General features: G+C 66.8%; 18 protein-coding genes. 13 read left to right on the forward strand and 5 right to left on the reverse strand.

All coding sequences use genetic code 11. The features are described 5' to 3' along the window. The first annotated feature begins 115 nt into the window (after nt 1-115). Complete coding sequence (locus AC3WL7_RS14740; RefSeq protein ID WP_492751157.1) at nt 116-1,879, forward strand: EAL domain-containing protein; 1,764 nt, start codon at nt 116-118, stop codon at nt 1,877-1,879. Between the two features lie 32 nt (nt 1,880-1,911). Here the strand turns inward: AC3WL7_RS14740 and AC3WL7_RS14745 are convergent, their stop codons facing one another. Further along, nucleotides 1,912-2,328 carry a hypothetical protein gene (locus tag AC3WL7_RS14745; RefSeq protein ID WP_492751159.1) on the reverse strand — a complete coding sequence of 139 codons (417 nt, stop codon included), beginning with the start codon at nt 2,326-2,328 and terminating at the stop codon, nt 1,912-1,914. Between the two features lie 117 nt (nt 2,329-2,445). Between AC3WL7_RS14745 and AC3WL7_RS14750 the strand changes: the two genes are divergently transcribed. After that, entirely contained in the window at nt 2,446-3,639 is a 1,194-nt protein-coding gene (locus tag AC3WL7_RS14750) for a GAF domain-containing sensor histidine kinase (protein ID WP_492751161.1), read from the forward strand. Here AC3WL7_RS14750 and AC3WL7_RS14755 read toward each other — a convergent pair. Further along, on the reverse strand, nt 3,623-5,146 hold the full coding sequence (locus AC3WL7_RS14755) for an FAD-dependent monooxygenase (protein ID WP_492751163.1): 1,524 nt from the start codon (nt 5,144-5,146) through the stop codon (nt 3,623-3,625). The two genes, AC3WL7_RS14750 and AC3WL7_RS14755, sit on opposite strands and share 17 nt — an antisense overlap. An 81-nt stretch (nt 5,147-5,227) precedes the next feature. Between AC3WL7_RS14755 and AC3WL7_RS14760 the strand changes: the two genes are divergently transcribed. The 8 genes from AC3WL7_RS14760 to AC3WL7_RS14795 all read left to right on the forward strand — a co-directional run bounded on the left by AC3WL7_RS14760 (nt 5,228) and on the right by AC3WL7_RS14795 (nt 13,034). Next, complete coding sequence (locus tag AC3WL7_RS14760) at nt 5,228-5,875, forward strand: TetR/AcrR family transcriptional regulator (RefSeq protein WP_492751166.1); 648 nt, start codon at nt 5,228-5,230, stop codon at nt 5,873-5,875. 93 nt (nt 5,876-5,968) lie between these two features. After that, nucleotides 5,969-6,643, forward strand: a complete 675-nt coding sequence (locus AC3WL7_RS14765) for a response regulator transcription factor (protein WP_492751169.1) — start codon at nt 5,969-5,971, stop codon at nt 6,641-6,643. Beyond that, a complete protein-coding gene (locus tag AC3WL7_RS14770; RefSeq protein WP_492751172.1) occupies nt 6,643-7,983 on the forward strand; it encodes a sensor histidine kinase in 1,341 nt (446 codons plus the stop codon). The genes AC3WL7_RS14765 and AC3WL7_RS14770 overlap by 1 nt, the downstream gene beginning before the upstream one ends. 118 nt (nt 7,984-8,101) lie before the next feature. Then, nucleotides 8,102-8,854, forward strand: a complete 753-nt coding sequence (locus tag AC3WL7_RS14775) for a hypothetical protein (RefSeq protein WP_492751174.1) — start codon at nt 8,102-8,104, stop codon at nt 8,852-8,854. Nucleotides 8,855-8,980: 126 nt separating this feature from the next. Next, nucleotides 8,981-10,174, forward strand: coding sequence for an efflux RND transporter periplasmic adaptor subunit (locus AC3WL7_RS14780; protein WP_492751176.1), 1,194 nt, complete (start codon nt 8,981-8,983; stop codon nt 10,172-10,174). Beyond that, a complete protein-coding gene (locus tag AC3WL7_RS14785) occupies nt 10,171-12,141 on the forward strand; it encodes a MacB family efflux pump subunit (protein ID WP_492751178.1) in 1,971 nt (656 codons plus the stop codon). The genes AC3WL7_RS14780 and AC3WL7_RS14785 overlap by 4 nt, the downstream gene beginning before the upstream one ends. Before the next feature lie 91 nt (nt 12,142-12,232). Then, nucleotides 12,233-12,625 (forward strand): hypothetical protein, encoded by a 393-nt coding sequence (locus AC3WL7_RS14790; RefSeq protein WP_492751180.1) that lies wholly within the window; start codon nt 12,233-12,235, stop codon nt 12,623-12,625. Between the two features lie 31 nt (nt 12,626-12,656). Beyond that, the gene (locus AC3WL7_RS14795) at nt 12,657-13,034 is read left to right on the forward strand and encodes an EF-hand domain-containing protein (RefSeq protein ID WP_313141358.1); all 378 of its coding nucleotides are present in this window, start codon (nt 12,657-12,659) and stop codon (nt 13,032-13,034) included. A 129-nt stretch (nt 13,035-13,163) separates the two neighbouring features. Here the strand turns inward: AC3WL7_RS14795 and AC3WL7_RS14800 are convergent, their stop codons facing one another. Next, nucleotides 13,164-13,619, reverse strand: a complete 456-nt coding sequence (locus AC3WL7_RS14800) for a hypothetical protein (protein ID WP_108746930.1) — start codon at nt 13,617-13,619, stop codon at nt 13,164-13,166. A gap of 275 nt (nt 13,620-13,894) precedes the next feature. On the opposite strand from AC3WL7_RS14800, the gene AC3WL7_RS14805 reads away from it, so the two are divergent. Beyond that, nucleotides 13,895-14,341, forward strand: coding sequence for a DUF805 domain-containing protein (locus AC3WL7_RS14805; protein WP_492751184.1), 447 nt, complete (start codon nt 13,895-13,897; stop codon nt 14,339-14,341). Here the strand turns inward: AC3WL7_RS14805 and AC3WL7_RS14810 are convergent. After that, nucleotides 14,289-14,696: a hypothetical protein gene (locus tag AC3WL7_RS14810; protein ID WP_492751186.1), complete on the reverse strand. Its 408-nt coding sequence runs from the start codon at nt 14,694-14,696 to the stop codon at nt 14,289-14,291. The two genes, AC3WL7_RS14805 and AC3WL7_RS14810, sit on opposite strands and share 53 nt — an antisense overlap. A gap of 631 nt (nt 14,697-15,327) precedes the next feature. Here AC3WL7_RS14810 and AC3WL7_RS14815 point away from each other — a divergent pair. After that, nucleotides 15,328-16,524, forward strand: a complete 1,197-nt coding sequence (locus AC3WL7_RS14815; protein WP_492751188.1) for a PAAR domain-containing protein — start codon at nt 15,328-15,330, stop codon at nt 16,522-16,524. Nucleotides 16,525-18,257: 1,733 nt separating this feature from the next. Here the strand turns inward: AC3WL7_RS14815 and AC3WL7_RS14820 are convergent. Then, nucleotides 18,258-18,605, reverse strand: coding sequence for a winged helix-turn-helix transcriptional regulator (locus AC3WL7_RS14820; RefSeq protein ID WP_108746931.1), 348 nt, complete (start codon nt 18,603-18,605; stop codon nt 18,258-18,260). 102 nt (nt 18,606-18,707) lie between these two features. Here AC3WL7_RS14820 and acuI point away from each other — a divergent pair, with 102 nt between their 5' ends. Next, a complete protein-coding gene (gene acuI / locus AC3WL7_RS14825) occupies nt 18,708-19,697 on the forward strand; it encodes an acrylyl-CoA reductase (NADPH) (RefSeq protein WP_492751190.1) in 990 nt (329 codons plus the stop codon). The last annotated feature ends 73 nt before the right edge of the window (nt 19,698-19,770 follow it).

Genomic DNA, 19,770 nt, shown 5'->3' on the forward strand with positions numbered 1-19,770 from the left:
ATTCAGCAGGCAGCGGCCTGCACCCCTTCCCCCGATCCCTGCTGCGCGACATTGTGGTTGCGCTGCCGCGGTCGTTCCGCCTGTGCAGCCCCCTGTACGTTCTGATGTGGTCCTGATGCCCTCCCCCGAACAAGAACGCCTTTCCACCCTGGCCGGCCTCAATGCGCTCGGCGACGTCTCCGGCGCCGCCCTCGACAGCCTCACCGAGCTCGCCACACACGCCTTCAACGTGCCCGTTGCGTTCGTTTCGCTGCTGGAGGTCGATCGCCAGCGGCTGGTCTCGCGCAAGGGCCTGGACGTCCCCCAGACGCATATCCGCGATTCGATCTGCGCCTCTGCCATCGGCATCGCCGAGACACTGGTCATCGATGACCTGCGCGCGCACCCGCGCCACGCCAGCAATCCGCTGGTGACCGGCGATGCGCAGCTTCGCTTCTATGCAGGCACGCCGCTGGTTGCCCGCAACGGCGTGGCCATCGGTGCGTTCTGCATCATGGACGACGCGCCCCGGCAGTTTTCCGAAGCGCAGCGTCGCCAGCTGCAGACCCTGGCCAATGCGGCGATGAACGAACTCGAGCTGCGCGCCCTGACCGGCCGCCGCGATCCGGTCAGCGGCCTGCCCGACCGCCATCAGTTCACGCTGGACTTCGACGCCCACGCCGCGCGTGAGCCGGACACCTTCGTGCATGCGGTGCTGATCGACGTCTTCGATGCCACCACCGCTACCGAGGCCGGCCAGGTACTGGGCATGGCACCACTGGAAACACTGATCCGCCGCATCGGCGTGCGCCTGCGGGTGGCGCTGGACGGCATGGCCGAGGTTTACCACGTCGGTGTGGCGCGGTTTGCCTTCGTGGTCGAGCTGTCATCGTCGAAGGCCGTGGAAGACCTGGTGGCCGAGCTGCAGGATCGGCTGACCCGGCCCATGATGGCCGCGCAGGTGCCGATGTCGCCTTCCTTCCATGCCGGCATCTGTGGCGTCACCCTGGGCCAGCACACGGCAGACGAAACCATCCGCCGCATGCTGGTGGGGCTGAACGCCGCCATCAACAGCCGCGCGCCGTTCCGCTGGTATTCCGAAACGCGCGATGCGCGCACGCGGCGTGGCTATCGGTTGGCCACCGATGCACGCGAAGCGCTGCAGGAAAAGCAGTTCCACCTGGTCTACCAGCCGCGCTTCCGCGCCTCGGACCTGGAACCGGTGGCCGCCGAGGTATTGATCCGCTGGAACCACCCGCAACTGGGTGCTGTCAGCCCGGCCGAGTTCATCCCGGTGTTCGAACGCACGGCGGTCATGCAGGGCATCACCCGCTGGGTGATCGACCAGGCGCTGGACCAGTGCGTTGCCTGGCGCGCGGCGGGCATCCGGCTGACCCTTTCGATCAACTACTCGGCACGCGACATGGGCGAGGAAGATGCGGCGCTGCGACTGATCCGCGCGATCGAACAGAAAGGGCTGTCCTGCGCGGACATCGAAGTGGAGATCACCGAGAGCCAATGGCTGCGCGTGGACTCCCCCGCCGGCCAGCAGCTGCGGCAGATGGCGGCGGCGGGGCTGCGCATCGCCGTGGATGACTTTGGTAGCGGCTACAGCAACTTCGGCTACCTCACCGAGCTGCCGATCAGCACGCTCAAGCTGGACAAGACCGTGATCGACCGCCTGTGCCTGGACCCGCGTGCCGCGCTGAAGGTGGAAGCGATCATCGGCCTGGCCCAGCGCCTGGGCTATGCTGCGGTGGCCGAAGGCGTGGAAAGCGCCGAGCAGGTCGCGCGACTGCAGGCACTGGGCTGCGATGAAATCCAGGGCTTTGCCCTGGCCCGACCGATGACGGCTGAAGCGTTCAGCGAACGATTCCGCGCCGCGTCCGCCCAGGCGTAGCGTCGAGCGTGCTCGGCTGCCTCTGCGCGCGGTTACGCTGCGCGTGCGGCCAGCAGTTCAGCCACGCCAACACCCTCCAGCGAGCCGCAGCGCTCCAGCACGCCACCGGTGTACTGCGGTCGCAGCAGCGGCAACGCTTCCTCCAGCGCCACGACATCGGCAAACGCGAAGCACAGCGCGGTATCGGCCGGCACCTGCTGCAGTTCCTGATGGAAGCGGATGGGGCACTCGAAGGCGCTGCCCAGCACCACCACCTTCACCTGGCCGGCGCGCTCGAACAGCGCATCCAGCATCTGCTCGCCGGCCATGTCGAACACCGGCCGGCCCAGTTCGATGCCGGTCACGCAGCAGCCCACGAAAGTCTCCTTGCTGCCAAACCGGGTGCGCAGCACACGCGCATCGGCCGGGTGGGAAGCGGAGAAGGTCTGGAGGAGCGTACTGCTGATCACGGCATGCCTTGCGGTTCGGGAAGGGCGTGCAGTGTGTGCATGCGGCCGCGAAGGCGTGATGAAACTCCAGTAGCGCTCGCTATACTGGCCGCATACCGCAGTCTGTCTGGAACCCCCATGCCTACCCGAATCGATTTCCGGCCATCGCTGGACCTGGCATGCGCGTTGACCGGCATGCGCGTGGCACTGGTGGCTGAAGTAACCGACACCTCGGCACGCTCCATCCAGAGCATCGACAGCGCCGGCCTGGGCATTTCCAGCGGCATGCTCCTCGATGTGAACAAGACCTTCTGCAAGGAAGTCCGCGCGTCGCGCTCCCCGGTGTGGTTTGCCGATGCGTTGAGCCACCCGGACTACCAGTGCAGCCCCATCCCTGGCATGTACGGCTTCCGCAGTTTCCTCTCGGTGCCGCTGGTGCTGGTCGACGGCTCCATATTCGGCACGCTGTGCACGCTGGACCCGGAACCCCGGCCGGTGGATGAGGAACGCGTGCAGTCGCTGAACTCTTTGGCGGCACTGGTGGCGGCGCAGATCGATGCCATCCTCAGCCACGATGCCGACAGCCGCACCATCGATGGCCTGAAGGCGCAGGGCGATTCGGTCGGCCGCCAACTGGCCGAGTTCGAGCAGTCCAATGCCGAACTGCAGCGGGTGGCCAAGCAGCGCGAAGAATTCATCGGTGTGCTGGCGCACGATCTACGCAACCCAGTGCAGGCCATCCGCGCCGGTGTCGACCTGCTGTCGCTGGGCGCGTTGTCCGATTCGCAGCAGAAGGTGCTTGGCCATATCAACGAGAGTGCCGACCGCATCGCCGAACTGATCGATGTCACCCTGGATTTCACACGCGGACGCCTGGGCAGCGGCATCGCATTGAAGCTGGAGCCGTGGTCGGACCTCTCCGGCATCCTGGCCATGGCCTGCCGCGAAGCGATGCGCCCCTATCCGCAGCGCACCTGCGAAGTGGACCTGCAGCTGCCGCTGACCTTCGTCTGCGACGCCGCACGGTTGTGCCAGCTGCTGGCCAACCTGGTCATCAACGCCGCCGTGCACGGTACGGCGGACCAGCCGATACGGGTGCATGGCCGCAGCACCGACGGCGGCATCGAAATCAGCGTGGCCAACCAAGGCGTCATTCCGGCGGCGCAACTGGCGCAGATGTTCGAGCCGTTCGCGCGGCCGCAGGAGCGGCGGCTGGATGCCGGGCTCGGGCTGGGGTTGTACATCGCCTCGCAGATCGCCAAGGCCCACGATGGCACGCTGTCGGTGACCAGCTCCGATGGCGCCGGCACGGTCCTTACGCTGCGGATCTGAACCAGCGCGATGCCGCCTCACGCACATCGCCTGCCGCCTCACCGGTGTCGGCCGCCCAGGCGACGATGCCATCGGGCCGTACCAGCAGCGCCGCCAGTCCCATGCCCTCTGTGGGCTGGCGCATGATGCACTGGACCTGCGGCTGCCACGCATCCAGCACGCCGCACAGCGGCGACGCCGCGTCGAACACCCAGAACACAGCGCGTCCCGCGCGCAGCAGTTCGCCCATGCGCAGCCCATCGGCCGACACGAAATCCGGCGCGCTGCGCCCGACCAAAGGATGCGCGCCCCCGAGCTGCAGCTGCTGCGCAACGCCCCACACGCGCTCGGCCATGTAGGTCGCGCCTCCGGTGGTATCGAGCAGATCGGCCATCACCGCAGCCAGCGCACGCGAGCCCGCACCCGGCCGCATCAGCGCCACCTGCGCGCGCGACCAGTCCAGCACCTGTGCCCCGATCGGGTGGCGCTCGGCGTGGTAGCTGTCCAGCAGCGCCTCGCCCGCCTCGCCACGCAGCACCGCGGCCAGTTTCCAGCCCAGGTTCATCGCATCGCCCAGCCCGAGGTTCAACCCCTGCCCACCCAGCGGCGAATGCACGTGCGCGGCGTCACCGGCCAGCAGCACGCGCCCGTGGCGATAGCGCTCGGCCTGGCGCGCGGCATCGGTCCAGGTCGTCGCCAGGTGCAGTTCGCGCACCCGCACATCGCGGCCTGAAACGCGGCGCAGCAGGGCCTCAGCGGTATCACGGTCAAGCGGCTGGCGGTGCCCGGCGCCACCATCGAAATCGGCCAGTGCCAGCGTGCCGGGCGGGTTGAAGTTGCACATGCCATGGTCGGTGTACTGGCGGCCAGGCGTCAGCACCGAGGGATCCTCCAGCGTGACGCTGAGGGAGTGGCCGGTGAACTCAGGCGCCGTGCCGACGAAGGCAACACCGGCGCGCTTGCGCACCGTGCTGCGGCCGCCATCGCAGCCCACCAGCCAGCGGCCAGAGAAGCGTTGCCCGCCTGCATCAACCCGCACATGGTCAGCCTGCGGCTGGAGGTCTTCCACGGCCGTACCGCGCATGATCCGGACGCCCAGCGACTGCGCGCGCCCGGCCAGCACCGCTTCCAGCGCCGCCAGCTCCACCGGCATCTGGGTGGCCACCGGACCAGGCAACCGGTACGGCCAGCGCCCGCTGTCGACGCGGTCCAGCGCGAACGGAATACCGGCGAAGTGCCCGCCCAGTGGCCGCGCCTGCGCCAACCAGTGCGCGGTGCCCGGCGGCGGCGCCCCCTTGGCGGGCATGCGCACCTGGGTGGCGGCCACCGCCTTCAGCAGGCCACGGCGGTCCAGCGCCTCCAGGGTGGGCGCGTTGAGGCCGCGCAGGCCGAACGGCAGCCGCTTCAGCGGCGTGTCGGCCACTGCCGCCTGCTCCAGCACCAGCACCTGCGCCCCACCCTGGGCCAGCTCGGCCGCCAGGAACAGGCCGACCGGGCCGGCCCCGGCGATGACCACGTCGTACAGCATGCAAAACCCCCATGAGCACCGGGTCGGCGCTCTGAAGCCGCGAATGTTACACTGGGTGTACGTTTTCGATGTGAACCCGTCATGAGCCAGTCCCCAGGCCGCCGCGAGCAACGCAAGGCCGAAACCCGGCAAGCCATTTCCGATGTGGCCACGCGCCTGATCATCGAGCGCGGCTTCGAGGCCGTGTCGATGGCCGAGATCGCTGAGGCCGCCGGGGTATCGCGCAAGACGGTGTTCAACTACTTCGCCAGCAAGGAACACCTGGTCTTCGACCGCGATGAAGAGGCGCGGCAGCTGCTGCGTGAGGGCATGCATGCGCATGCCGGCCTGACCCCACTGGCCGCCTTCAACACCCTGCTGCGCGAGCTGATGCACAGTGGCCATCCCCTGCTGCGCATCCACCCCGGCGCCGCCGCGTTCTGGGCCACCGTGGCCGACAGCCCCGTGCTGGCCAACCACGGGCGGCGCCTGCAGGCGCAACTGACCGATGATCTGGCCCTGCTGATGGCCACTGCCGCAGGCCGTGCGCCCGATGATGCCGAGGCCCGCCTGGGCGCGGGCATGCTGATGGGCCTGGTGGTGGCCGCCTATCAGCGCGGGTTGCAGGCCCTGGCAGGCAATGAGGAACCGCGCGAGGCCATGCTGCAGCTGATCGTGCGCGGCACGACCGGGGTTCTGGTGGCACTGGCCGGCACGCCGTACACCGCCCCGGCGCTGCCGCCGGGGTAAATCCCACACGGCACCGGGCCACGCCATGTTCACGCAATGTTCCTGTAATACGGTGCGGCACCGCCGTTTCCCATCTGCCCCGCCGTACCGCCGATGCATATCCTGCTGATCGAAGACGAAACCGAACTGGCGGCCACGCTGAAAGGTGCGCTGCAGCGCGAGCGCCACGTGGTGGATCTGGCCGGCACTGTGGCGATGGCCCGCGAGGCGGCGCTCTGCGGGCTGCACGACCTGGTGCTCCTGGACCGCACCCTGCCCGACGGCGATGGCCTGGCCCTGATCGCCCTGCTGCGCCAGCACAACCCCGGCGTACCCATCATCGTGCTCAGTGCGCTGGGCCAGCTGCCCGACCGCGTGGCCGGGCTGGATGAAGGTGCCGACGATTACCTGGCCAAGCCCTTCGCGCTGGAGGAACTGTTCGCCCGCATCCGCGCCGTCGGCCGCCGCCCCAGCGGCCTCAACGCCGAGACTGTCACCGTCGGCCGCCTGAGATTCGACCCGGTGTCCGGCGAAACCCGCGTGGGCGGCGAGCGGCTGGACCTGCCGCGACGCGAGATCCGCGTGCTGGCCGCGCTGGCGCGGCGCATCGGCCGCACCGTGCTGCGCGAATCCATCGAGATGGCGGTGTACGGCTTCGATGATGGCGTGCACTCCAACACCCTCGATTCGCACGTCTCGCGCCTGCGCCGCAAGCTGGCCGAGGCCGATGCCGGCGTGGAGATCCACGCCATCCGCGGCGTCGGCTACCTGATGCGGGAAATCAAGTAATGGCGCGGCGTCCTTCGCTGAAGTGGCCGCTGATCATCAAGCCGCTGATCTTCCACCTGCTGGCCCTGCTGCTGGCGTTCTTCGTGCTGCTGATGGTGCTGGTGCGCGTGGACAGCGGTGGCTACTACACCATCCAGACCTTCGCGCCGGTGGCCGCCGACGCCGTGCATCGCGATGCCAGCGGCAGGCTGTTCGTGAAGAACACACCGGAGCTGGCCGAAGAACTGAAGATCGCCCCGGGCGCCTGGTTCATCGCCCAGGATGACAGCGGCCACCACGTGACCTTCGGCAACGTGCCGCCTGCCTACGCCTCACTGGTGGGGCTGCTGGACGGCATTCCCTATGGAGACCTGCGCGGGCGCGAACGCGGCGACGGCCTGGCGGTGGTGGTGCGCCAGCACACCGGCCCGGCGGGCAAGCTGACGATCATGGCCCATGGCGAAGTGGATACCCTCACCTGGCAGATGGCGCTGGCCGCGCACATCATCACCGTGCCGATCTTCCTGCTGCTGGCGCTGGTGACCATCGTGCTGACGCCCATCATCGTGCGCCGCGCACTCGCCGGCGTGGAGCGCATCGCCGCCGAGGCCGGGAAGATTTCCGCCAACCACCGCGGCATCCGCCTCACCGCCACGGCGGTACCGGTGGAGATCGCACCGCTGGTGAACGCGGTGAACGACGCGCTGGACCGGCTGGACGAGGGCCACGAGCGCCAGCGCCGCTTCATTGCGGCTGCTGCCCACGAACTGCGCACGCCCATCGCGATCCTGCGGGTGAAGCTGGACGCCGCCGACGATGCCACCTCACGCAGCCTGGCCCTGGAAGTAGCGCGCCTGGCCACGCTGGCCGAGCAGCTGCTGGACCTGCACCGCATGGACGAAGACGGGCCCAAGGAAACGCTGAACCTGGCGCGCGTGGCCAAGCGCGTGGTGGCCGACCTGGCGCCACTGCTGATCCAGTCCGAGCGCACGGTCGCGGTGTCGGTGGAGCAGCATTACCCGGTGCTGGGCGAAGCCGGCGCGATCGAGCGCGTGATCTCCAACCTGGTCTTGAACGCAGCCGAGCACGGTGGCCGCAACGTGATCGTGCGCGTACAGGGCGGCTGCCTGGAAGTGGAAGATGATGGTCCCGGCATTCCGGTGGCCGAACGCGAACGCGTTTTCGAGCCGTTCCAGCGCCTGCGCCCCCGGCAGAGCGGCGCGGGGCTGGGCCTGAACCTGGTGCGGCAGGTGGTGGAACGCCACGGCGGGCAGGTCACGATTCTCGACGCGCCCGGTGGCGGCGCGTTGATCCGCGTGGAGTTTCCGCCGCACCCCGGTGCGAACCCGCCGGCGGCGTGACTGCCACCTGTCTGCGGGCGCGTGCGGCACGCGCCGGCAAGCTTGGGGCAATGTTGGCTGCGCAGTATCGGGCGCAGGGCGCCTGTGCGCGTCCCTGTTCCGTACTGAAAGGATGCCCATGCCGCAGGCCGCCGCTGCACCGCCGAAAAACACGCCCCGATCCGAACCGGGCGCCGCGGCCACTTCGCTGACCGTCGCCGCCTGGAACCGGTACCCGCAACCGCGCCGCCTGCGCGGGCTGGCACACTGGCCGCGCTGGCTGCGTGACCTGCCGGAGCCGGCGCGGCCGATCGCACTGGCGCGACTGTTCGGCGCACTGTTCATGGCCCTGCCCGGCGCCGCCCTCGTGGTGTTCGTGGCACTGCAAGCAGGCGCAGCGCTGGCGGCGGCCACAGTGCTGCTGGTGGCGACGCACGCCACGCTGCATGCCATGGCCGCATGGTCACAGGCCAGCACCGGAGTGTCTTCACCGTGGCCGCAGCGGCTGGAAGCCCCAGCCCCAGCGCTGCTGTCGTGGACCAGCCTGCTGCCGTTCGCAACGGTCGCGGCCCCAGGCGCCAACGCCATGCTCGGGGCCAGCGCGGCCCTGCTGCTGCTCAACGCATGGCTCACTGCACACGGCCGCCATCGCCCCTTGCAGCGGCCACTGCATGTGGCAACGGCCACGCTGCTGGCCGCCACCCTGGCCGGGCAGGCGGTGCTGTTGTCCCTGCCCGCGCGCGCTGCACTGCTGGCGGGCGCGGCCTGCATCGGCGTATCGGTGGCCGTGCAGCTGCGTGCAGGCACGCACCGCATCACAGGGCATCTGTTGCTGGTGCTGGGCAGCCTGTGCGCGGCCGTGGCCGTGGCGCTGCAGGTCGGCAGCCACTGAGCAGGCCCGGCGCCGCAAGGTTGGCGCAATCCTGGACATCGAGACTCGGCCCTGCCTGCACGCACAGGCACGCCCGTCATTCCTGCAAGGATTTCCGATGTTCACCGCACAACGGGCAACGCGCCCATGAGCGCCGCACCCCGCACCCGTCGCCGCCTGTGGATCGCCGCCGCCGCTGGCGCGTGCCTGCTGGCCCTGGCCGTGCTCTGGCTGATGCCGGCCGCACCGCCGGAACTGGAGGTGTCGCCCGTTCAACGCGGCGATATCGAACAGGTGGTCGAAGCCACCGGCACCCTGAAGCCCTCGCGCCTGGTAAGCGTGGGTGCACAGGTTTCCGGGCGCATCGAAACCCTGCACGTGAAGCTGGGCGACAGAGTGAAGGCCGGCGACCTGATTGCCGAGATCGACTCGCGTACACAGCGCAACGCGCTGCAAAGCGCCCAGGCCGCACAACGCAGCGCCCGCGCCAACCGCGATGCCCTGGCTGCCGACCTGCGCCAGTACCAGCTGACTCTGCAGCGCCAGCAGGCGCTGGTCGCCCGCCAACTGGTGGCGCGTGCCGACTACGATGCGGCCAGAACCAAGGTCGACGCCACCCGCGAACAGGTCGCCGCCCTCGATGGCGAAGTGGTGCAACGGCAGACCGATGTGGACGTGGCCCAGACCAACCTGGGCTACACGCGCATCACTGCCCCCACCGACGGCACCGTGCTGGCCGTGGTCGCCCGTCAGGGGCAGACGGTCAACGCCGTGCAGAGCGCACCGACCATCGTGATGCTGGGCAACCAGGACGTGATGACCGTCTACGCTGAAATCTCCGAGGCCGACGTGGTGCACACCGCCCTGGGCCAGGAGGCGTACTTCACCATCCTCGGCGACAGCGGCCGGCGCTACAGCAGTACGCTGCGCGACATCGCACCGGCGCCGGAATCGATCACCCACGAAGACACCTCCGGCTTCGCCGCGCCCGGCGCGTCGGCCGGTGCCAGCCGCACCGCCATGTACTACAACGGCCAGTTCGACGTGGACAACGCCGATGGCCGCCTGCGCAGCTACATGACCGCACAGGTGCGCATCGTGCTCGGCCGTGCCAAGGGGGTGCTGACCATCCCATCGGCCGCCCTGGGCGCACGGGCAGCCGATGGCAGCTACAGCGTGCAGGTCCGTGGCGCCGATGGCCGGCCAGCCGCGCGGCGCATCACCACCGGGCTGGATGACCAGATCAACGTAGAGGTGCGCAGTGGCCTGCAGCAAGGCGAACAAGTGGTGCTGGCACAGACCGCCGATGCCCCGGCAGCCACCGGCGCTGCACAGCCATGACCGACGCCGCGATGGACGGGGCGCTGCTGCGCGTGCGCGGCATCCGCCGCGAGTTCGCCGCAGGCGAGCAGACCCTGGTGGTGCTCGATGGCATCGACCTGGACATCCGCGCTGGCGAACTGGTGGCCATCGTCGGCCAGTCCGGCTCGGGCAAATCCACGCTGATGAACATCCTCGGCTGCCTGGACCGGCCCTCGGCCGGCACCTACTGCATTGCCGGCCGCCAGACCGCGCAGATGACGCCGGATGAACTGGCCGAACTGCGCCGCGAGCACTTCGGCTTCATCTTCCAGCGCTACCACCTGCTGACCGACCTCACCGCGCTGGGCAACGTCGAAGTGCCGGCCATCTATGCCGGCCAGCCAGCGGCCGAGCGCCACCGCCGCGCGCAGGCGCTGCTGCAGCGGCTGGGGCTGGGCGAGCGCATGCAGCACCTGCCCGGCGAGCTGTCCGGCGGCCAGCAGCAGCGCGTGTCCATCGCCCGTGCCCTGATGAATGGTGGCGCGGTGATCTTCGCCGACGAGCCCACCGGCGCACTGGATACGCAGTCCGGCAAGGAGGTGATGAAGATCCTCGGTGAACTGCATGCCGAAGGCCACACCGTGGTGCTGGTGACCCATGACATGGCCGTGGCCGAGCACGCCCAGCGCATCATCGAGATCCGCGATGGGCGCATCGTGGATGACCGTCCCACCGCAGCTGCCTTGGCCGCGAGTACCAACGCGTCCACCGCGCTGCAGGCCCGCAGCGAGGGCAGCGGCTGGCAGGCCCTGCGCGACCGCTTCACCGAAGCCTTCCGCATGGCCCTGCGCGCAATGAACGCACATCGCATGCGCACCTTCCTCACCATGCTCGGCATCATCATCGGCATCGCCTCGGTGGTGTCGGTGGTGGCGCTGGGCACCGGTGCACGACAGGCCATCCTGTCCAACATCGCCTCGCTGGGCACCAACACCATCGAGATCTACCCCGGCTCGGGCTTCGGCGATGTACACGCCGCGCAGGTGGAAACGCTGACCCCGGGCGACAGCGTGGCCCTGGCCGGCCAGCCCTTCGTGGACAGCGCGACGCCCGGCGTGGCCAGCAACGGCACCGCACAGCGCGGCAATCGTGCAGCAAACGTGCAGATCCAGGGCGTCAGCGAGCAGTACTTCCGCGTGCACGGGTTGAAGCTGGGCGCCGGCCGCTTCTTCGGCCAGCCTGCGGTGGCCGGCCACCAGCAGGTGGCGGTGATCGACGCCAACACGCGCGCACGCTTCTTCGCCGCCCAGGAGGATCCCATCGGCCAGAGCCTGCTGCTGGGCAACGTGCCGGTGCGGGTGGTGGGCGTGGTCAAGAAGGAAGCCGGCGCCGTGGGTGACGCTTCACTGCTGCAGGTCTGGGTGCCCTATACCACCGCCATGGCCCGCATGCTGGGGCAGAGCCACGTGTCCAACATCACCGTCCGCGTTGCCGATGCGGTGAGCATGCAGGCAGCGGAGGCCTCGATCAGCCGGCTGCTGGCGCGCCGCCATGGCCGCACGGACTTCTACATGAGCAACAACGCGCAGATCCGCCAGTCCATCGAACAGACCACGCGCATCCTGACGTTGATGATCAGTGCCATCGCCGCCATCGCGCTGGTGGTGGGCGGCATCGGGGTGATGAACATCATGCTGGTCTCGGTGACCGAACGGACCCGCGAGATCGGCGTGCGCATGGCCGTGGGTGCCCGGCGCAGCGACATCCTGCAGCAGTTCCTCATCGAATCGGTGCTGGTGTGCCTGCTCGGTGGCGTGCTGGGCATCGGCGTGGCGCTGGCCCTGGGTGCGGTGCTGGCCTTGGCCGATATCGGCTTCAGCCTGGTGTTCTCCTCCGCCTCGATCCTGGCCGCGTTCGCCTGCAGCAGCCTGATCGGCATCGGCTTCGGCTTCCTGCCGGCACGCCGTGCCGCACAGCTCGACCCGGTGGAAGCACTGGTCCGCTGAACGGCATGCAGAACGCTGCAGTGACGGCAGGTTCGCGCAATGTCCGCGCGCTGTACTGACCCTACCGACACAGCCGCACAGGAGCGGAACGATGGTTGAGAAGACAGGACGCAGCGCATGGCTGCTGGCGGCCGCCGTGCAGTTTCTGGTGCTGCTACCCTATGCCGGCCCGGCGCAGGCGCAGCACCGCGATGGCTACCGCGCCGGATGGGACCGCGGCTACGAAGACCGCCAGCGCGATGAACGCGAGCGCCGCGAGCGCGAACGGGAACGGGAACGCGACCGCCGTGACGATGCCAAGGCCAAGGGCGTGGTGGTGGGTGTGGTGGGCGCGGCCGTGGTGGCCGGCGTCATCGCGGCGGCCGCCAAGCGCGAACGCGAGAACCGTGAGCGCGCCGACTACTGCATGAACCGCTACGGCAACTACGACCGCCGCAACGACACCTACCGCGGCTCGGACGGCTACAGCTATCCCTGCCGCTGAACTGCCCCGCAGCCTTCAAGGAAACCACCGCATGAACAAGACCGCTCTACTGATTGCCCTCTGCGCCGCGCCGCTGCTTGGCCACGCCGCCAGCAACGACCCGAAGCAGGCTTACATTGATTCGAGTTTCGCCGCCATGGACAGCAACGGCGACGGCCGCATCGACAAGGCCGAGTACGCGAAATACCAGCAGGCGCGCTTCAGCAAGCAGGCCGATTCCATCGACGCCGCGTTCAAGGAAATGGATACCAACAAGGACGGAAAGATCAGCAAGCAGGAAGCGGCCGTCGTGCCGGAGATCGCCAAGTACTTCGCCGGCCTGGACACCGATGGCGACGGCTATCTCTCGCTGAAGGAGATGCAGCAGGCGATGGTGGCCGCACAGACGGCGGACGCACCAGCGAAGTAGCGCCGTGGTGGGTGCGCCCTCACATCGCTCTGGTAGGTGCCCACCGTGGTGGGCACGATTCCGTCACCGCGCGCGCAAGCCGAAGCGCCCACCAAGGTGGGCATCTACCGGCCCCACAGCGCTGATGAATCAACGCACCTTGTACAACACCGCCGCACCCGGCCGCGGTTCAAACGCCGGCACCGTCTGCTGGGTCAGCGCGGTGCCCTTGGCATCCCACACCAGCGTCTCCACCGGGTACTCATCCTTGCGGGTCATCTGGTCGATCTTCGCCACCACCACCGTCGCCGCCGCCGGCACGTCCGGGTTCCAGCCAAACACCCCCACGCGGCCATAGAACACGGCCGGAGCAGTGGCATCAAGGCGGCGGTCCGGGCACATCACCAGGCCGCGGTCGAGCATTACCCGCAGCGCACCCACCGGCACCTTCTTCACGGTCGGCGTAGTGCGTTCAGTGCTGTGGCCGGGGCAGACATTGGCGGCGCGGGTGACCATGTCTTCGGCCACCTGGCGGTCAGACTGGGCGAAGGCCAGCGCCGGGGCCAGGCAAAGGCAGAACAGGACAAGCGGGGACTTCCGGGTCATTGCAGAGTTCCTGGAGTGGATACCCAGCGAACTTAGCAATGGCTCGACGCGAAGTTGCAAAGACGGCGTGAGGCCCCGGTTACGCGCGCGCTGCACCGTGCGGCGGCACCGCAGCATGGAAGCAGGCCTAGCGATTCAGGATGTGCTCAAGGGCCGACTGCTAACACAGCAGCCAGGAACTGCCGGTGGCGCCCTCGCCCACCGCAGCAACGGAATGCCCCGCCCATGCCATGGCGCGGACACCTCATTGCCCCATTGGATTGAGCCGACCACCGATGCTTCCCCCGTTCGAGCCGCTCAGGCGTTACTTCGATTTCTCCGGCCGCTGTGACCGCACGGAGTTCTGGTCGTACCTGCTTTTCGTACTCGCGGTGTTCGGCGCATGCCATGCCCTGATCGAGCTGCCCCATGGGGAAAACGCCTACAGACTGGCTGCCGCCGGCTGGTTGCTGGGCATGGCGGCAGCCGTGTTGCTGTTCATCCCGACCCTGGCCGCGATCGTGCGCCGGCTGCACGATATCGACGAGTCAGGCTGGTACGCGGTGATCGTTTTCGTACCGTTGGGCGCGTTCGTCCTGTTCCCGGTGATGCTGCTGCCGGGAACCGGCGATGACAACCGATTCGGCCCGGAACGCACCGCACAGACCCGTTCGATGCCCGGGCTGAGCCTCAAGGCACCAGGCAGCGCTCCACCTGCAGCGACAACACCTGGCAGGCGTTGAACAGGCCCTCCACCACGGCGGCCGAAGGGTAGCCATCCGGGGCCTCGCTCTCCCGCGCCACATGCGCCGCGTGCAGCACGGCAGTCAGTGCGGTAATGCCCGAGGCGCTGCGGGTGGCCAGGGCCATATCGAAGGCGCGCCCGGGGCTGAGGCGGGTTTCGGTCCAGGGTTCCCCATCGGCACGCAGGTTCGCGCCATGGCCCTTCAAGTGGGCAAGGAATGTGGAAGGTACGGCGCGCTCGGCAGAGTCGCAGAGGGCATCCTCGAGCTTTTCTGCAAGGGTATTGGGAAGATCGCGCAGGGCAGCGCCGAGCAGCGCGTGCAGGCGGGGATAATCGGGAAGACGGTCAGGCATGACGGCAACCTCACGGTGTGGCCACCTGCAGATGCAAGGTGGCGGACGGTGCGGGTTGGCGTGCCGGATACGTACCGCTAAAGCCGGCGGATCGAAAGATCCCCACGCACCGTCCGCCATGGACTGGCAGGCGGTGCATTGTCGTGGCTGCAGCGTTGGCTGCAAGCGCGACCGGTAGCGGTACGTAAGTTCGGGACGCCAATCCCGGCCAGGGCGAGTGCCTTGGCGAGGCGATGATTGGCGCACTCGTTCGTGGATGAAAAGTAGGGAAATGCCGCATTCGCGTGCAGTCATGGCACTTGCGTCATGTTGTGGCGAGTTATCCATCAAACGTGCCCGATGGGGCGGGAACGTTCGCGTGCAGATGGCATGCCGCTGTGCATGCGAGCAAGCCGAACGCGACACGCCTAGCTCAGGCCTCCCCCAAAAACCGCTCAGGCCTGAACGAATCAGGTGTCGTAATCGACCCTTGAACACTCTGCGGATCCGGCATCAGAGAGCAGGCCTGCGCCTCCAGAGAATCCGCAATCGCCCGTTGCAGTGCGATTCCGGCGGGCATGTCGCAAAAGACACTCGAATCCATTCCGAATTGCATCGGATTCTCCCGGCCGATCAGCAATGGAAGCGATTCATGGCACGGAACTGGATTGTGATGGGAGACCCAACCTCCAGCGGAGGGCGTGTAATCACCGCGTCGAACCGAACCGATATCGAGGGCATGGGCGTTGCACGCGTGGGCGACAAGGCGACCTGCCCACAGATGCACAAAGGGGTGTTCTCTATTGTCGAAGGCGACAGCACGATCATCATCGATGGCCAGCCTGTTGCGTTGGACGGATGCGCGCTCGCGTGTGGCTGCAGGGTGATGTCCAGCCAGCAGCTCCGGGTGTATGTATCCAATACGGCCACCACAGGCGGAACTGCCAGCCGCAACTCAGCCAGTACGCAGCCTGCTGCAACACCGCTGCACAGCGGCCGCCACCTTCAGTTCGACCAGGCCATCCGTTTCACCGGCTCACAGGGCATGCCGTTGCGTGAGCTTCCCTACACGCTCCACCTGTCGGACGGCCAGACCTTCTCCGGCATCACCAGCGCGCTGGGCGAGACCTCACGTGTATCAACCCGGGAAAGCGTGGCAGTGGTGCGCGCGGAGTTGCGCCCACCCAGTACCACGAGCGGCTGTTGCGAACGCACTGTGTTGGCCGGGATCGATGATGTAGAGATTTTTGAAGTTGACGGTGTGATCACCACCTCTGACACCTTGGGAACGTCGATCGTACCGGTGCAGGTGCCAAGCCATGAACGCCGCTTGACACAAGGCGAGATCGAGATGGCACAGCTGGTATTCGGCGATGCGATTGACTACAGCCTGGTGAGGATCCACAACCATGGGTATTGGATGCTGATTGGGATGCAACCAGATAACACTGTGGTTGCGCCCAATGGCGAGATCTATTTTCCAGACCTGATTTACAGCGATGACTTCTTGCGTGAGGACCTTGACCTCCAACATCTCTTCATACATGAAATGACACATGTCTGGCAGTATCAGCTTGGCTACAACGTGAAGCTGACAAGGGGACCGCGACCCAACATGAGCTACGACTATGTGCTTGATGATGTGCGCCTGCTTCACGATTACAACATGGAAGCACAAGGCGACATCCTCGCAGACTATTTCCTCGCTGCATTCCGTAATTCACAACGGCTGCAGAACGATACGGCTCATCATACCGTGCACTACGACCTTGTCCGGCTGGAGCGCACTCTCTCGCGATTCCTTGCATCAAGAGGCGACAAGAGCAACCTTCCGAGGACGACACGATGATCAAGCCGTCATGGTTTCTCTGCGCATTGCTCACACCGCTCCTCGCCAGCTGCTCGCCACCATCCGGCCGCTACCAAGAGGCCACGGTCAGCACATCCGACGGCAGACTGTGCTTTGGCGTCCCTGACACGCGTGAGACGCGATCCGCTCCACCTGAAATTGTCACCATCGGAGTAAGCGTGGTTGGGCAAAGCCGATACCCAATGTGGAGACGCATTTTCATGGAAGAGAAAAGGCCCAAGCGCACTCTCCCTCCAGACCAGTGCATACCCTACGCTTCCGGTCCGACGCCGGCTCCACCATTACAGGTAGGAACCTACTACCAGGTGCTCCTTTCCGGGAGTACGCCGAGCGGCCCAGAAAAAGGTGGTGCGGGAAGGAAGCGCGTGTTCATCGCCTGCTTCCACCTTCGTCAAGCCACCGACGGGTCTGAACTGAAACCCGTAGTTCTGAACTGCTACAAAGCACGAAGATCTGCGGTGCCAGCCGCATGAGCCCGCGACCAATTGTTCGCGGTGCGGTACGGGGCTACCTGAGCCGGTGCGGCGTAGTACCCGCCTGGCGAAAAGCGCACCTTCCGAGGGCCACCCGATGATCAGACAGCCATGGGCCCTCTGCGCGATGCTGCTATCCCTTGTGGCCAGCTGCTCAGCGCCGCCGGGTCGCTACCAGAAGGCCACGATCGGCACGTCTGACGGTAGGCTGTGCTTTGGTGTTCCTGACACGCGCGAGAATCGATCCGAGCCGCCTGAGATCGACTCCATTGGAGTTAGCGCTGCTGGGCAAGGACTCTACCCAGTGTGGGAACGGGTCTTCATGGACGAGCACATTCCCGAACCTGCGCTCCCACCTGACCAGTGCATACCCTATGGGTCCGGACCCATCGCTGCACCGCCGCTGCAGATGGGCGCGTACTACCAGGTGGTGCTCTCTGGATATACGCCATACAACCTGGACGATGGAACTGCGGGAAAGCTGCGTGTATTCAGAGCCTGCTTTCACCTACGTCAATCCGCCGATGGCATCGAATTGAAGCCTATCCTCGTGACCTGTGGGGAGGTGCCCCCATCTTCGCTGCCCCCCCTCATGAGCGGAAGTGCGGAGGTCCAGTGAGCGGCCATCTGAGGCGGCGTGGGGGAGTACCCGCCTGGCGACAAGCGCTCCCTCCAAGGACGACACGATGATCAGACACTCATGGGGCCTCTGCGCGTTGCTGCTACCACTGGTTGCCAGCTGCTCACCACCGCCCGGGCGCTACCAGAAGGCCACGGTCAGCACGTCTGACGGCAGGCTGTGCTTTGGTGTTCCTGACACGCGCGAGAATCGATCCGAGCCGCCTGAGATTGCTTCCATCGGAGTGAGCGCTGCTGGGCAGGGTCTTTACCCGATGTGGGAACGGGTCTTCATGGACGAGCATGTTCCCGAACCTGCGCTCCCACCTGACCAGTGCATGCCCTATGGGTCCGGACCCCATCCTGCCCCGCCGCTTCAGGTGGGCGCGTACTACCAGGTGGTCCTCTCCGGATATACGCCAGACAACCCAGACAATGGGGCTCTGGGAAAGAAACGCGTGTTCAAAGCCTGCTTTCACCTACATCAATCCGTCGATGATCGCGAATTGAAGCCTATCGTGGTGACCTGCGGGGACGTGCCCCCATCCTCGCTACCTCCCTGATGAGAGGAGCGCAGCCATATAGACCGTTGCAGCAGGAACCTCACCAGGCTCCCAACCTTCAACTGTCCCCGCGCGTGCTCTGGTACCCGCGATAGGTTTCGCCCCACTCGCGCATGGCCAGCAGCACCGGCACCAGCGAACGCCCGAATTCGGAAAGTTCGTACTCCACCTTCGGCGGCACTTCCGGGTACACATGGCGGATCAGTACGCCGTCCGCCTCCAGTTCCCGCAACTGGCTGGTCAGCATCGATTGCGTGGCGTTGGGCACCAGCCGCGTCAGTTCCATGAAGCGACGCTTGCGCTTCATCAGGTGAAACAGGATGACCGGTTTCCACACCCCGCCCATCACCGACAGCGTGACTTCAACCGCGCACCCGCTCTTGCCATCCCAACGCTTGCTACGCATACATACTCCGGAAAACCATAGTACCTACGAAAAATCGTCGTTCTTGTTGCGATAACGGTGCGAGCCTAGCATGGCCTCATCCACTGAACGTGAGGCCCCACCATGAAGTTCAAGGCTCTGCTTTCCAGCAAGACCAACGACCGTGTTTCCACCGAACTGGTCGATTTTGACGAGGCCGACCTGATGGACGGCGATGTCCTGGTGCAGGTTGATTATTCGACCCTCAATTACAAGGATGCGCTGGCGCTGACCAACGAGCGCCCGGTCATCCAGAAGTTTCCGCTCATTCCCGGCATCGACCTTTCCGGCGTGGTGCTGGAATCCAGCAATGCCGGTTTCAAGGCCGGTGATCGCGTGGTGCTCAATGGCTGGGACCTGAGCATGGGCCACCACGGCGGCCTGGCCCAGCGCGCCCGCGTGCGGGGTGAGTGGCTGAACAGGATTCCCGGCAACCTGACCACCCGCGATGCCATGGCCATCGGCACCGCCGGCTATACCGCCATGCTGTGCGTGCTGGCACTGGAAGACGCGGGCGTGACCCCGGAAAAGGGCGATGTGCTGGTCACCGGCGCCAATGGCGGCGTGGGCTCGATTGCCGTGGCCATTCTTTCCAAGCTGGGCTACCGCGTGGTGGCCGCCACCGGCCGCCCCGAACATGCCGAATACCTGCACAGCCTGGGCGCGGCGGAGATCATCGACCGCGCGGAGCTTTCCGAGCCGCGCAAGAAGCCGATCAGCGCAGAGCGCTGGGCCGGCGTGGTGGACGTGGCCGGCGGCCCGACCCTGGTCAACGCGCTTGCCGAAACCAAGTACCGCGGCGCCGTAGCGGCCTGCGGCCTGGCACAGAGCGATGCGCTGCATGGCTCAGTGCTGCCCTTCATCCTGCGCAACGTCACCCTGGCCGGCGTGGATTCGGTGAACGCACCGCAGGACGTGCGCCAGCGTGCATGGGATCGCCTGGCCACCGACCTGGACCCGCAGAAGCTTGAAAGCACGGTGCAGCAGATCGGCCTTGCCGAGGTGCTGGATGTGTACGAGCAGATCATCCCGGGCAAGGTGCGCGGGCGGATCGTGGTCGACGTGAACGCCTGACGCCTGTTACGCCAGCGGTGGTGCAACGCCATCGCTGGCAGCTGGCCCGCCAGTCCAGAAGCCCTGCGCGCGA

It is taken from the genome of Stenotrophomonas sp. FW305-3-2-15-E-LB1 (assembly GCF_058787375.1).

Bases quoted from the DNA above. Each gene is read 5' to 3' on its own strand.
- AC3WL7_RS14740 (WP_492751157.1), top strand. From the start codon at position 116: ATGCCCTCCCCCGAACAAGAACGCCTTTCCACCCTGGCCGGCCTCAAT.
- AC3WL7_RS14750 (WP_492751161.1), top strand. From the start codon at position 2,446: ATGCCTACCCGAATCGATTTCCGGCCATCGCTGGACCTGGCATGCGCG.
- AC3WL7_RS14755 (WP_492751163.1), bottom strand. From the start codon at position 5,146: ATGCTGTACGACGTGGTCATCGCCGGGGCCGGCCCGGTCGGCCTGTTC.
- AC3WL7_RS14760 (WP_492751166.1), top strand. From the start codon at position 5,228: ATGAGCCAGTCCCCAGGCCGCCGCGAGCAACGCAAGGCCGAAACCCGG.
- AC3WL7_RS14765 (WP_492751169.1), top strand. From the start codon at position 5,969: ATGCATATCCTGCTGATCGAAGACGAAACCGAACTGGCGGCCACGCTG.
- AC3WL7_RS14770 (WP_492751172.1), top strand. From the start codon at position 6,643: ATGGCGCGGCGTCCTTCGCTGAAGTGGCCGCTGATCATCAAGCCGCTG.
- AC3WL7_RS14775 (WP_492751174.1), top strand. From the start codon at position 8,102: ATGCCGCAGGCCGCCGCTGCACCGCCGAAAAACACGCCCCGATCCGAA.
- AC3WL7_RS14780 (WP_492751176.1), top strand. From the start codon at position 8,981: ATGAGCGCCGCACCCCGCACCCGTCGCCGCCTGTGGATCGCCGCCGCC.
- AC3WL7_RS14785 (WP_492751178.1), top strand. From the start codon at position 10,171: ATGACCGACGCCGCGATGGACGGGGCGCTGCTGCGCGTGCGCGGCATC.
- AC3WL7_RS14790 (WP_492751180.1), top strand. From the start codon at position 12,233: ATGGTTGAGAAGACAGGACGCAGCGCATGGCTGCTGGCGGCCGCCGTG.
- AC3WL7_RS14795 (WP_313141358.1), top strand. From the start codon at position 12,657: ATGAACAAGACCGCTCTACTGATTGCCCTCTGCGCCGCGCCGCTGCTT.
- AC3WL7_RS14800 (WP_108746930.1), bottom strand. From the start codon at position 13,619: ATGACCCGGAAGTCCCCGCTTGTCCTGTTCTGCCTTTGCCTGGCCCCG.
- AC3WL7_RS14805 (WP_492751184.1), top strand. From the start codon at position 13,895: ATGCTTCCCCCGTTCGAGCCGCTCAGGCGTTACTTCGATTTCTCCGGC.
- AC3WL7_RS14810 (WP_492751186.1), bottom strand. From the start codon at position 14,696: ATGCCTGACCGTCTTCCCGATTATCCCCGCCTGCACGCGCTGCTCGGC.
- AC3WL7_RS14815 (WP_492751188.1), top strand. From the start codon at position 15,328: ATGGCACGGAACTGGATTGTGATGGGAGACCCAACCTCCAGCGGAGGG.
- AC3WL7_RS14820 (WP_108746931.1), bottom strand. From the start codon at position 18,605: ATGCGTAGCAAGCGTTGGGATGGCAAGAGCGGGTGCGCGGTTGAAGTC.
- acuI (WP_492751190.1), top strand. From the start codon at position 18,708: ATGAAGTTCAAGGCTCTGCTTTCCAGCAAGACCAACGACCGTGTTTCC.